Below are 12,877 nucleotides of genomic sequence, written 5' to 3' on the forward strand. Positions count from 1 at the left end.
AATCTCGCGATTCTAATTAATGATGGTTTGTCACACACACCCAGCGTCCGCAACATGGCCGGCTCTGCTCTATTCACCTTCTACGGCGAGTCTCCGGGTGGCCACATCGTTGCGGATCGTTTCACGCAGGCCGTCCATCGGCCACAGCAGCATGACCACGGTCTGCAAGGCCAGCAGCACCACGGCGCTGCCGTAGTAGGCCCAGCGGATCGCATCGCGCGCACCTTCCGTCACGGCATCGGGGGCATAGCCCGCCGCGCCAAGGATGAAGGCAAAGCCTGCCGTGCCCACCGCCATGCCGACTTTGGTGGACAGGCTGATGCCCGCCGAAAGCAGGCCTTCGCGGCGGGTGCCGAACTTCCATTCATGGTAGTCCACCGTCTCGGCAATCATCGCAAAGGCGGCGGTGATGGTGATGGAGGTGGCAAGGCAGGCGGCGATGTAGAGCGTGAGGAACAGCGCCACGTTGCTTTCGGTGAAGGGCAGCAATGCGAACAACACCGCCGAAAGCGCCAGCACGAACACGCAGCCACGCTTGATCCCGGTGCGGGCAAGGATCGGCGGGGCGACGAACGACGACAGCAGCAACATGCCCGAAACGGCAGGCAGCATGACCGAAATCATCCAAGGCTTGCCCATTACGTCGATGGCGAAGTAGGCGGTCGCGCTCATCATCAGGCCGAAGCGCGTGAAATAGAGCAGGCATGATGCGAAGACGACCAGCCACGCCTTGTTGCGCAACATTTCACGCACGGCGGGCAGGATGGCGAAATCGGGCGATGAGCCATCCTCGAACCGCTCCTTGCAATTGCGGTAGAGCGCCAGCGTGCAGACAAGACCGATGGCGGCAAACAGCATGGCAACCGACTGGAAGCCCTTGGCCTGATCGCCCTTGCCGAACAGGCCGACCAATGGCAGCACCGCCGCCGTGCCCATCACCACAGAGATCGACGTGCCAACCCCGCGCATGCCTGAAAGCTTCAGCCGCTGCGCTGAATCGAGCGTCATCATCGGCATCAGCGCGGTATAGGGGATGGCCTGCAGGGACATCAGGATGCCCAGCGCCTTGAACGTGACGAAGGCATAGGCCAGCTGCGCGCCCTGGCCCCAGTCCGGCATGTGGAACAGCGCCACGGTGACCAGTGCATAGGGCAGGGCGGTGAACAGGAAGTACCCGCGCGTGCGGCCCCAGCGGCTGCGGGTCTTGTCCACCGCGATGCCCACCATCACATCGATCACCGCGTCCATCAGTCGCGCAATCAGGAACACCGTGCCAACACCCGCAGCAGGCAGGCCCACGACGTTGGTGTAGTAGAACAGCAGGAACCCGCTTGCCATATTGTAGGCAAGGCTGGTGCCCATATCGCCAAGGCCATAGCTCAGGCGTTCGGTGAATTTCAGTCTGTTTTCGGCCACTTGTCCTCTCCCGGATAGCAGCGTTGAAATCCGTCAGAGGCCCAGCGTTTTGCGGGTCTGCTCCAGCGATTGGTCCATCGGCAGCGTGGGGAAATATTCCATCCCGATAGCCCCGGCATAGCCAAGATCGTCCAGCGTGCGCATGACATGGGGCCAGTCGACCGTGCCTGTGCCCGGCTCGTTGCGGTCGTCCATATCGGCCACCTGAATGTGCGCGACCAGATCGATGCGGCCCTTCAGCACTTCGGCAATATCCTCGCACATCACGGCGCTATGCCACACATCGTAAAGCAGGCGCAGGTTGGGGCTGCCGACCGCTTCGACCAGATCGAGGCCGAGCGTGGTGCTGACCAGATACATCGCTGAAAACAGCCGGGTGTTCAGCGGTTCGAGCAGCAGCATGACGCCCGCTTCTTCGGCCAGTGCAGCCGCTTCCTTCAGGGCGGCGACGGCGTTGGCGAAGTGGTCCGCCTCGCTCATCCCCTCAACGCGAAAACCCGAGGCGACGATCAGCGGCGGCTTGCCGAGGCATGCGGTCGCGGCAATCGTTTCGCGCACTGCAGCCACCATCTCGGCCCGCTCTGCCGGATCGACGATGGAGCGGCGCGGGTCGACGCACAGGCCGGTCAGTTCGATGCCGGTGTCAGCAAGTGCAGCGGCCATCGCTTCAACCGGCTTGTCGCGCCAAAGGTGGAATTCCACCGCCGCAAAACCTTGCGCCTTGGCGGCGTGAATGCGCGCGGCAAGGTCACCGGCTTCGGCAAATTGCCATTCGATACATGCGGATAAAGTAGAGGCAGGCAGCACGTCGATCTCCCAATCGGCGGCCCCACGACGGCGCAAATGCTGCGCCCGTTTGCCTGGCGGCATCGCGCCGCTACTTTATTAGAACTTATGTTCTCATTTCCTGCTGCTCCGGTCAAGAGGCTGTGGATCAACAACGCAGCATGGTCAGAATTCCGACCAATCGTTGTCGAGCGCAAGATTTCCGCTGACCTGAGGGATCGGAGCGTATGCCGCCCGGCGCATCGGCGCAGCATGCGTAGCCGGTCGGGGTGCGGCCACCGGCGCGCTGCGGGCCGGTGCGTTGAACGATGTGCCGGGGCGTTCATCGCCGATCTTGAAGCTGGCAAAGGCACTCGAGAGCTGCCCTGCTTCCTGCGTCAGGTTCTTGGTGGCGGCGTTGGTTTCTTCTACCATTGCGGCGTTCTGCTGGGTCATCTGATCCATCGCGCCGATGGCCTGATTGATCTTGCGCAGCGCTACGCTCTGCTCGCCCGCAGTCTCGGCGATGGTTGAGATCGACGCGGTCACCGTGCCGACGCGGCTGATGATTGTCTCCAGCGCAGACCCGGTTTCATTGACCAGCGACACGCCGGAACGGACATGATTGGTCACCGCTTCCACGCGCTGCTTGATCGCGTTGGCGGCCTCTGTGGCGCGCTGGGCCAATGCCCGCACTTCGGATGCGACGACGGCAAAGCCCTTGCCGGCCTCGCCCGCACGGGCTGCTTCGACGCCTGCGTTGAGAGCCAGAAGGTTGGTCTGGAAGGCGATGCCATCGATCATCGTGGTGATGTCGGAAATCTCGGCGCTGGCCCGCGCAACGTTGTCCATCGCCTCGATTGCCTTGCTCACGACCTTGCCCCCGCTTTCAGCCTCGCCGCGCGCCTGAACCATCGATCCGCTCACTTCGGCGGCGATCTTGGCATAGTCCTCGATCTGGGTGGTCAGGTTATCCATCGCCGAGGATGAGGACTGCAGGCTGGCGGCCTGCTGTTCGCTGCGGGTGGCAAGATCGGTGGTGGCCTGCTGGATTTCGCCCGATGTCAGGTTGATGGCCATGATGCTGTCCTGCACCAGACCCATCGCCTGGCACAGCCGCTCCATCGCTTCGTTGAAATCGTGGGCCACGCTCTGGAATGCAGGCGGTACGTCGGTCAACCGCACCGAAAGATCGGCGTTGGCCACGGCGTGCAGGTTCGCGCCAATCTTGGCCATAGCCTCTTCGCGCTCCTTGACCGCGCGGGCACGCTCCAGCGCGGCATCGCGGAACACCATCATTGCCTGCGCCATCGCGCCCAGCTCATCGGCGCGGCCGGTGCCGGGAATGGCAAGATCGTGCTGACCTTTGGCCATCGCGGACATGGTGTGCGTAAGATCGGCAATCGGGGTGGCGATGGAGTGTGAAAGCTTGCGCGAAAGCACCAGAGCAAGGCCGATCAGCAGCGCGCCGCCAATGCCGAGCGCTACCCACCCGAACATGATGGCGCTGTCCTGCCATTCAGTCTCAGCCGTAATTGCTTCGTGCTGGGCATCGCGAACGGTGCGAAGCGGCAGCACGGCCTCGCTGACCAGCGCGGCCTTGCCACCATCGCGGATCGCCTGTTGTGCGGCATCGCGCTGGCCGGATTGGACCACGCTGACGTACTTGTCGCCCCAGTTTTCGCGCCATTTCAACGTTTCGGCGCGCGATGTTCTGACAAGTTCCTGCAACGCGGGATCTTCAAGCCGGGCCTCCAGCGCAGCCGAGGCCTTGTCGTAATCGTCGCGGCCTTCGTAGTAGGATTTGAGATAGCTCTGGTCCGCCGTGACAAGAAACCCGCGCAACTGGCTGTTCTGCCGCAGCAGCGCCGTTTCCAGCGTCAGCGTATCGGCAAGGATCGCCTGGCTCTCGGTGTTGCGGGCGGTGACGTTTGATATCATGGCCAGGCTTACGCCGAACACGATCATCATGACCGCCGCCGTAACATTGAGCGCCACGAACGAAAGGCCGAGCCTGCGAGGGATGTTCATGCGGTCAAACACGGTTTGGGTTTCCTTGAACTTGGGGTGCGGCCCGCTTTCCACAGGGGGAAGGAAGCGGGCCGCAAAGGCATCAGAAGGTGTAGCGAAGCGATGCTGTGACGGTGCGACCGTTCATCGTCTGGATGTTCACCACGCCGGAGGCCGGGATCGTGGCGGATGCCGCTGTATAGATCGCGCGCTTGTCAAAGACGTTGAAGGCGTTGATGCCAAGGGTCACCTTGGGTGCCGGGCGGAAGTGCAGGAACGGGCTGACCAGAACGTAGCCGGGCAACGTCAGTTGGTTCACATCCTGCGCAAAGCTGCTGGTCGTGCCATTGATGACCGCGCCGAACGTTGCGGCGTCCAGATCGACTGTCGGGCGTGCCATGAACGAGAACTCGGGAATGTAACGCGGCCGATTGCCTTCAAGCTGGGGATTGACGGCATCTCCGTTGATTTGGGCCTTGGTCCATGTGCCGCCCAGCGTCAGGCCAAATGGCCCACGCTTGTAATCGGCTTCAAGTTCTACGCCCTTGGCGGAATAGCTGCGCACCACGTTGATAACGACGACCTGCCCGTTGGCGTTGGCCCCGATTTGCGAATTGCGCTCTTCGGTTGATGCCCAGAACCCGGTAACATAGAGTGCCAGATCATCCTTGCGGAACTTCAGCCCGGCTTCAGCCTGCTTGACCGTGCCAAATGCCAGATCTGGATTTGCGAGTTTGCCGGTTGTGGGGTTGATCATGCCCTCGGTCAGGACCCGATCCGCGCTTGCCCGTCCGCCACGGCTGTAACGCGCAAAAGCGGAAATCGGCTCTGCGATCCTGTAATTGATGCCGGTTGAATACGATACATACTTGTAGTCGTAATCGACGTTGATCGGGGTCGTCAGTGGCAGCAAGGCAACGCTTGTTTCCGGCACTGCCAGAACGCCGTCGCCGTTCAGGTCTTTGGGGCCTACAAATGGGGTGTTTAAGACATTGCCCGAAACATTGCCGCGATCATAGCGGACGCTGGCACCGACCGATATCTTGCCACTGGCAAAGTTGACCGACGCATAAGGTGCGGTGATCTTGTACCGCACATCGAACCCGTAGTTGCCATATGCGCGGGGGAGGGCAAATCCGAAGCCGTAGCTGTAAACGCCGTTTTGCGTCAGCAATGTGCCATCGGCCGCACGCAAATCCAGCGGTGCCATTTGGCCGTTGCCAACCACATCGGAAATGGCATTGGTGAAGTTCCAGTCTACGTTGACTTCCTGCATGGAGTTGTAGAGACCGAAGCTGGTGGTGAGTTTGCCGCCCTGCAGATCAAACACGCGCGATGCGCGCAGATCGTTCGTCACATTGTCGAGCGAATTCTGATCGATGTTGAGCAGCACATTGATGCTGGCCAGCCCATTGCCATTGATCGAATTGCCAGGTGCAAGCACCGTGCCCGCGTTTGGACCCGACGCATACGTCAAAGACGAACCCGGCCCGCCAAGAATAGTGGAAACGACCGGCGAGGGGGCGGCCAGCATGGAGTCGATCTGGTTGAGCTCGCCACTGATGCTGGCATAACGGAAACGATCGCTGACAGACCATCCGGCAACTTCGAACTGGGTCTCGAGTCCGACCGCTTTTACCACGGCATGCAATCCGTCGGTGAGGTCACGGCTGACGGGATTGTTGTTCCCGTCTACCCCTAGATACTGCGCAACGCGTGGCGACGCAAAGCTGTCGTTAAACACGTCTGTTCCGGGAATGCTTGTGTAAACTGGCGAGCTGTCTGTGCCGGTTACGCGTGACGGATGAGTGCCATAATTCGGCTGCCGATCATCCAGATACTTGCCGTAGAACCGGATGTAGCCACCAGCGAACTTGCGCGTCACGTTCATCTTGATCTGGCCGCCCCTGAACGCGGTGTAGCCAAGATCGCGTGGACCTTCGCCTTCGCGATAGAACCCGCCCACGTGGAAACGCCAGTCATCGCCCAGCGGGCTGCCATAATCAAAGTCGATGCGCTTCAGTTCATGGCCAACCCCGGTCGAAACCTGGAGGTTCCCGCCTTCAACTTCGCCCGTCTTGGAAATCAGATTTACCACGCCGCCCGGTGAATTGGACGCAAAAGTCGATGCTGAACCGCCGCGGATCGACTGGATCTGCGAAAGTGTGAAGTCAGCCCGGACATAGCGGTCCACCGAACTGAAATTGATATCGCCGAACTCCAGCACAGGCAGACCATCTTCCTGTAACTGCAGAAATTTAGAACCATCGGCAGCCAGTGGCAAACCGCGCACGGTAATCGACGAATAGCCATCGACATCGGCGGTAAGTGAACGGATGCCGGGGATGTTCTGCATGATGCCTGAGACCGAGCTGACCGAAAGCTTGGCCAGATCCGCCTCATCAATCACGCTGGCGGAAATCGCGGTGTCCAGCAGGTCGCGGCCCTTGGCAACGCCGGTGCTGAACGCCTTCTTGGCCGGAGCAGCAGATGATGCCTCCTCAGCAGCACCGGCGGCAGGCGCGGCAGATTCGTCAGCTGCCCACGCAGTGTGGTGCATGGTCGTGGCAAGCAGGGTGGCGACGAGAAGCGGGAATTTGCGCATTGGTTATCCTCATGTCCTTGAACGGATCTGAAACTGTCGAGGATCACCAATAGATCGCGCCCCTTAATCCGGGTCGTGTCAGAAGGTATGTATAATTACCGAATATAGCTGCCAATTTCATGGTGTTGCAGTTGCCGTAGGGGATTTCCCTTATGATGCATTGGCTGGCTATTGTGCATGACTGCTTACGATTGACGGGCAGGCTCCTATCGGTCTGCGCCTGTTTTCGTCAGCGCTCGCGTACAAGAGAGTCTTCCATTGCCAATGTCTGCAACTGCCGAAGCTTTGCCCCTGCAAATTCTGCCGAATGCCAGCGGTTTGGCAGACGGTAGGGCCGAGGCACAGCTATTGATCGAAGCGGCCAAGGCGCGGGCCTTTGGCAAGACCATCGTTGCTGCCGTGCTGGAAAGCCTCGCACGGGTGCTCCCCTGCGCGCCGCGTATGCGCGTTTGCATCGAGGGCTGGCCGGGGGATCTGGCGGGCGCAGGCGTGATATTTCGCATCAACGCCGGGCTGCACGCGTTGGCGCGTTCTGGCCGGCACGCTGCGCTGCAGCAGCTCTATCGCACGGCAGAGCGCGGAGCTTTGCCCGGACCTGACAGGTTTGATGCCGTTTTGATCGATGTGCTGGCGCGCCATACGCCCGATCTTTTGCAATGGATGTCCGGCCCTACCCAGACCAACGAGGTAGCGCGCGTTGCCGGGTTCGTTGCTGCCCTGCTCGAACTCAATGCGCGCGCGCCGCTCCCATGCGAACTGCTCGAACTTGGCACCAGCGCGGGCCTGAATCTCAACCTGGCGCGCTATGGCTGCCAACTCGGCGACACGCACAGCGGCGATGGGCAAAGCGCAGTGCGGATCGCGCCGCGCTGGAAAGGGCGCACGCCGCCTGCGGTACCGTTGCTGGTGGAGCGCGCGTTGGGCGTTGATCTCAGCCCGCTCGACATCCGTGACGACGATGATTGTGAGCGTCTCCACGCCTATATCTGGGCGGGTGAGCGTGTGCGGACAGAGCGGCTGCGCGCTGCCATCGCTGTGGCAAGAGCGCATCTCCCGCAGGTTGATACCGGCCTTGCCAGCCGTTGGCTCGCCCGGCAGCTGGCCCAGCCGCAGCGGATGGGCACACGCCGCGTGGTGGTGCATTCAATGGTCGTGCAATACATGCCCGAAGTTGAGCGCGCCGCTGTCGATGCCGCGCTGACGCTTGCCGCTGCGGCTGCCACGCCAGATCGCCCGCTGGCGCGGATCGGCATGGAATGGAGCGCGGACCGCAGCACCGTGGAACTGCGCGTCACCTCTTGGGATGGCGGCGAAAACGCTGGGCAAACCATGATTGCCGCCCATTGCCACCCTTATGCCGAATGGTTCGATTGGCACGGCCTTCTGACCGGATGAAACCAGCTGCCGCTATGCACAGCATGAGCGTTGTGCAAATGGTCTGCCATCATCAAACGGGATTTGGGCATGACCGCTGCAGGCAGCACTCCGGCCGCACACAACCGCATCGATCCGCGCGCCTTGGCAACGTTCTGGCGTGTGTGCGAAACGGGTTCAATAACCGCCGCCGCGCGCGCGCTGAATCTTTCGCAGCCGTCGGTATCAAGCACCATTGCCCTTTTGGAACAGCGCCTTGGCGTGATTCTGTTCACGCGCTCGCGCAGCGGTATCGTGCTCACGCGCGAAGGTGAGGCGCTGCGCCAGCGTGCCGAAACGATGGTGCGCCTGCTCGAAGCTGCCAGCGTTGAGGTAAGCCATGCCGCGCGCGGGATTGCCGGGCCGTTGCGCATCGGAGGAACGCCCGGCGCACTGGTCAGCCTTCTGCCCGCCGCCGTTGCACAACTGGAAGAAGAGGTCGGCCCATTCGCGTTGAGCGTGATCGAACGGCCGGATTCGCAGCTTGCCGATCACCTTCGGTCTGGTGCCATCGACCTTGCCTTCGTCACCACTGAAATCGAAGCCTGTCCGCCCGATCTGGTGGAGATCACAGCCGCGCGTGATCCCTTTGCACTGATTGTGGGCCGCCGCCATGATGATCTGGACGATCTGGTTTCTCTGCGCGACGTGGCAGACCTGCCGTGGGTTCTGCCCGATGCCCAGGGCGCGTTCCGGCGGCAGGTTGACGCGCTGTTCCTGAATGCAGGCGTGCCGGTGCCGCAGAACGTGATCCGCTGCGATTCGCTGCTCACCACCAAGGCGATCGTGCGTCACAGCGATCGGGTCACAGTCCTGCCGCGCACCGTTGCCGGGGCCGAACTCACGGTTGGCGTGTTGCGCGCCGTAACCGTGCGCGAGGCAACGTTCGAGCGCAGCATCGGCATCCGCTACCTTGCACAACAGGAACTGCCCCCGCTCGGTCGCGCTTTGCTGGATATGCTGACACGCGGGTAATCACGGTGAATTCATGCCGCCGCGCACATGGATGCGGCAAGAGGGCCATGTTGCCCCCGTCATTGTGAACGGGCACGGATCCAGCGCCAGTGTGAGGAGCCTCGTGCCAATGTTCGGTTTTAAACTGCCTCGTCCGGTCGTGCTGCTGGGACTGGCCGGTTGGGCGCCGCAGGCAATCTGCGTCTGGCTGGTGGTCGGTGGGGGGCCGCCAGCATGGAGCGCTTTGGCAGCGGGGTGTTTCTATGCAGCGCTGATCCTGTCGTTCCTTGGCGGGTTGTGGTGGATGGCCGGGCTGTTGGGCGGCGTGCGCAGCGGCGGGTTCTATGTGATTGCAGTAATGCCCAGCCTTGCCGCATGGGCAGCCTTGCTACCCTGGACGGTGGGGGCCAATTGGCCCGGCCCGTCGCTGGTGGCGCTTGGCCTGCTCCTGTTTGCCAGTCCGCTGGTGGATCGCAAACTGGCGCTGGCGGTTGTGCTGCCGCCGGATTGGCTGCGCCTGCGCGTCTGGATGGCGACCGGCCTTGGCCTGCTGACGCTCGCTCTGGCGGCGGTTGCGTGAAATCAGCCCGAAAACAGTGGCACAAATACCGCCCACGCCACCAGCGGGCCTACCCCCACGATGATCGCAGCATAGCCCAGCAGTTTGCGCAGCATGGCGGGACGCTCCGCCTCGGGCGAATTGCCAACGATCAGCGCCCCGTTGGTTGAAAAGGGTGATGTGTCGACGATGGTATTGGCGATGCACAACGCCGAAATCACCGCCATGACCGAAAGCTGCGATCCTGCCAGCAGCGGCACCGCCAGCGGGATCATCACGCCCAATAGCGCGGTCGACGAGGCGAAGGCCGAGACGGTGCCGGCAAGATAGCACAGCAGCAGCACCGCCAGCGCGGGCGATCCAACCCGGCCGATCAGGTCGCTCACAGCTGCCAATGTCCCCAGCTTTTCCATCAGGCCGACGTAAATGACGATGCCTGAAATCAGCAGGATCGTGGACCAGTCCACCTGCTTCAGCGCGCCTTCCTGCGTGCGCGGCACGGCTATGGCAAGTGCGATGATCACCAGCAGGGCCATGAACCCAACGTCGATCTTGAACAACAGCGCGCCCGTGGCCAGCGCGGCAAGGCCCCCCAGCGTCCACGCGCCTTCGCGGCCAAGCGCAGGCGGGGCTTCGGCGGGGGCGTCATGCGTTATACCGGCGGCAGCCTCGCGGCGGGCATAAAAGGCCCAGATCAGCAGCGCGATGGCCGCGTTGAAGGCCGCGCTGGCAAGAAACAGGAAGATCGGATCAGGCGCAATTCCGTTCGAAGCCAGCACCTTGTTGGTGATGCCGCCATAGATCGAGATGGGTGAAAACGATCCGGCCTGCGCGCCGTGGACCACCAGCAGGCCCATCATCAGCGCGGAAAAGCCGTGGGCGCGGGCAAGCCGCAGAGCAATCGGGGCCACCACCGCTACCGCTGCCGGGCCAACTGCTCCCAGCGCAGTCAACACGCCAGCAACCAGAAACACCAGCGCGGGCAGCAGGCCGGTATGCCTGCCCAAAAGCGCCGCAGCGCGCGCCACCAGCCAGTCAATCGCGCCGTTGCTGCTGGCGATGCCGAACAGGTACGTGATGCCCAGCAGGGTGAGGAACAGGTCGGTGGGAAAGCCCGCCAGCACTTCCTTGACCGACAATCCGCCAACAAACACGCCAAGCCCCAGCGCCGCGGCAAGGCCGATCAGCCCCATATTGACCGGCAGCCACACAGCAGCGATGAAAATTGCAATCAGGATCGCCACCGAAAGCACGATCATTATGTCGTTCCCCTCCCAACCCGAACGGATTGTTATGTCTTTGCGAAGAGCGCGCCATAAGTCTCGCGCAGCAAGGCTTTCTGCACTTTGCCCATCGCGTTGCGCGGCAGTTCGTCGACCGTCACCACGGCGCGCGGCTGTTTGAACCGGGCGATCCGGTCGGTCAGTGCGGCCAGTACGGCGGTCTGGTCCAGCCCGGCGTCGGTCACTTTCACTACCGCTACCACGGCTTCGCCCATGTCAGGATGCGCCACGCCAATCACCGCGCTTTCAGCAATGCCGGGGATTTCGTCGAGCGCGGCTTCAACTTCGGCAGGGTAGATATTGAAGCCGCCAGCGATGATCAGATCCTTGGCACGGCCCACGATGTGGACGTATCCATCAGCATCAATGAAGCCGAGATCGCCGGTGATGAAAAACCCGTCGGCGCGAAATTCCTCGCGGGTTTTCTCGGGCATCTGCCAATAGCCGCCGAAGACGTTGGCACCTTTTACCTCGATCACGCCGATTTCGCCCTGCGGCAGCGCAGCGGCACTGTCCGGATCGGCGATGCGCAGCGCAACGCCGGGCAGGGGAAAGCCGACGCTGCCAGGTCTCCTCTGGCCGTCATAGGGATTTGACGTGTTCATGTTCGTTTCGGTCATGCCGTAACGCTCAAGGATGGCCTGTCCGGTCAACGCATTGAATTCCTTGTGCGTTTCAGCCGATAGCGGGGCCGATCCAGAAACGAACAGGCGGACACCCTCTGCCAGTTCGCGCGTGAAGCCGGGGTGGCCAAGCAGGCGGGTGTAGAACGTGGGCACGCCCATCAGCACCGAGGCCTGCGGCATCAGCCGCACCAGCGCATCGGCGTCGAACTTGGGCAGGAAGATCATTGCTGAACCTGCCGCGATGGTTGTGTTGGTCGCTACGAACAACCCGTGGGTGTGAAAGATCGGCAGGGCGTGGAGCAAGCGGTCATCGCCGGTAAAGCGCCAGTATTCGCGCAAGGTCAGCGCGTTGGAGGCAAGGTTGGCGTGGCTCAGCATCGCACCCTTGCTGCGCCCGGTAGTGCCCGAGGTATAGAGAATCGCGGCAAGGCCATCGGGCTGGACGCGCGCATGGTCGAACGCTGTCGGCTGTCCGGCGGCGGCCTCGATCAGTGATCCGCCCGAGCCATCGGCATCAAGCGTCAGCAGCGCGGGCACGCCAAGTTCGGCACACAATGCGGCCATCGCCGGTTCGTCCGCCGGGCGGCACAGCACCAGCGCCGGGCTGGCATCTCCCAGAAAATAGCGAACCTCACCAATGGTATAGGCAGTGTTCAACGGCAGATAGACCGCGCCTGCCTGCAATGCTGCCAGCCAGGTCAGCAGCGCGGTTTGCGATTTTTCCACCTGAATGGCGATGCGGTCTCCGGGCTGCACACCTGCGTTGCGAAACGCGTGGGCAAGCTGTGCCGAACGCGCGCGGGCACCGGCATAAGTCAGCACCGCGCCGTCCTCCCCGATCAGGAACGGCGCGTCTGGCGCAGCGTCGCAAGTGGCACGAAACAGTGAAAACATGTCTGGGGTGGCGGTAGTGGCCAATTTGCAACCCTTGCTGCTGGAAACAGATGAATGGCGCATGCGCGGTGGGATGCATGCAACAACGGCGTTTTCAGGGCAAGGTCTGCAAGGCAGAACCAAGCTTGCTGGTTTCGCCGGATTTACTGCAGCGATTCGCAAAATTACTTGTGAACGATCACATCCAGCACCCCACGCCTCCGGAACCTGTGCTTAGTAATAGGTATCGTCACGAATGTTGGCCTAGATTGTCTGATGGAGCAATTTCTGACTTGCGCTGTCAATTAAGCTATGCAAAATCGGCGTGATAAAGATCGCGAGCGCAGCGTTGCCGCGAGTGGGAGGTGGAGCC

The 12,877-nt window shown here is 62.0% G+C and carries 9 protein-coding genes; 3 read left to right on the plus strand and 6 right to left on the minus strand.

The genetic code is table 11. The features are described from left to right. Window positions 1-69 precede the first annotated feature (69 nt). From Q8R81_RS01530 to Q8R81_RS01545, 4 genes are all read right to left on the minus strand, one after another. Window positions 70-1,416 carry an MFS transporter gene (locus tag Q8R81_RS01530; RefSeq protein WP_305615489.1) on the minus strand — a complete coding sequence of 449 codons (1,347 nt, stop codon included), beginning with the start codon at window positions 1,414-1,416 and terminating at the stop codon, window positions 70-72. 33 nt (window positions 1,417-1,449) lie between these two features. Further along, window positions 1,450-2,286 carry a TIM barrel protein gene (locus Q8R81_RS01535; RefSeq protein ID WP_305615491.1) on the minus strand — a complete coding sequence of 279 codons (837 nt, stop codon included), beginning with the start codon at window positions 2,284-2,286 and terminating at the stop codon, window positions 1,450-1,452. 81 nt (window positions 2,287-2,367) lie between these two features. Further along, a complete protein-coding gene (locus tag Q8R81_RS01540) occupies window positions 2,368-4,224 on the minus strand; it encodes a methyl-accepting chemotaxis protein (protein ID WP_305615493.1) in 1,857 nt (618 codons plus the stop codon). A gap of 70 nt (window positions 4,225-4,294) precedes the next feature. After that, entirely contained in the window at window positions 4,295-6,796 is a 2,502-nt protein-coding gene (locus tag Q8R81_RS01545) for a TonB-dependent receptor domain-containing protein (RefSeq protein ID WP_305615495.1), read from the minus strand. Between the two features lie 264 nt (window positions 6,797-7,060). Between Q8R81_RS01545 and Q8R81_RS01550 the strand changes: the two genes are divergently transcribed. The 3 genes from Q8R81_RS01550 to Q8R81_RS01560 all read left to right on the plus strand — a co-directional run bounded on the left by Q8R81_RS01550 (window position 7,061) and on the right by Q8R81_RS01560 (window position 9,743). Next, window positions 7,061-8,191: a DUF2332 domain-containing protein gene (locus tag Q8R81_RS01550; protein ID WP_305615497.1), complete on the plus strand. Its 1,131-nt coding sequence runs from the start codon at window positions 7,061-7,063 to the stop codon at window positions 8,189-8,191. A 69-nt stretch (window positions 8,192-8,260) separates the two neighbouring features. Beyond that, complete coding sequence (locus Q8R81_RS01555; protein ID WP_305615499.1) at window positions 8,261-9,184, plus strand: LysR family transcriptional regulator; 924 nt, start codon at window positions 8,261-8,263, stop codon at window positions 9,182-9,184. Window positions 9,185-9,293: 109 nt separating this feature from the next. Beyond that, window positions 9,294-9,743, plus strand: a complete 450-nt coding sequence (locus tag Q8R81_RS01560; protein ID WP_305615501.1) for a DUF3429 domain-containing protein — start codon at window positions 9,294-9,296, stop codon at window positions 9,741-9,743. 2 nt (window positions 9,744-9,745) lie between these two features. On the opposite strand, the gene Q8R81_RS01565 is transcribed toward Q8R81_RS01560, so the two are convergent. After that, entirely contained in the window at window positions 9,746-10,981 is a 1,236-nt protein-coding gene (locus Q8R81_RS01565) for an SLC13 family permease (RefSeq protein WP_305615503.1), read from the minus strand. Between the two features lie 32 nt (window positions 10,982-11,013). Then, complete coding sequence (locus Q8R81_RS01570; RefSeq protein ID WP_305615505.1) at window positions 11,014-12,525, minus strand: malonyl-CoA synthase; 1,512 nt, start codon at window positions 12,523-12,525, stop codon at window positions 11,014-11,016. Window positions 12,526-12,877: the final 352 nt, after the last annotated feature.

The organism is Novosphingobium sp. (assembly GCF_030696665.1).
In the GTDB taxonomy this organism is placed as follows: domain Bacteria; phylum Pseudomonadota; class Alphaproteobacteria; order Sphingomonadales; family Sphingomonadaceae; genus Novosphingobium.

What these genes read in the sequence shown, in the direction of transcription:
- Q8R81_RS01560 (WP_305615501.1), top strand. Translation starts at nt 9,294, where the DNA reads ATGTTCGGTTTTAAACTGCCTCGTCCGGTCGTGCTGCTGGGACTGGCC.
- Q8R81_RS01545 (WP_305615495.1), bottom strand. Translation starts at nt 6,796, where the DNA reads ATGCGCAAATTCCCGCTTCTCGTCGCCACCCTGCTTGCCACGACCATG.
- Q8R81_RS01570 (WP_305615505.1), bottom strand. Translation starts at nt 12,525, where the DNA reads ATGTTTTCACTGTTTCGTGCCACTTGCGACGCTGCGCCAGACGCGCCG.
- Q8R81_RS01535 (WP_305615491.1), bottom strand. Translation starts at nt 2,286, where the DNA reads ATGCCGCCAGGCAAACGGGCGCAGCATTTGCGCCGTCGTGGGGCCGCC.
- Q8R81_RS01565 (WP_305615503.1), bottom strand. Translation starts at nt 10,981, where the DNA reads ATGATCGTGCTTTCGGTGGCGATCCTGATTGCAATTTTCATCGCTGCT.
- Q8R81_RS01550 (WP_305615497.1), top strand. Translation starts at nt 7,061, where the DNA reads ATGTCTGCAACTGCCGAAGCTTTGCCCCTGCAAATTCTGCCGAATGCC.
- Q8R81_RS01555 (WP_305615499.1), top strand. Translation starts at nt 8,261, where the DNA reads ATGACCGCTGCAGGCAGCACTCCGGCCGCACACAACCGCATCGATCCG.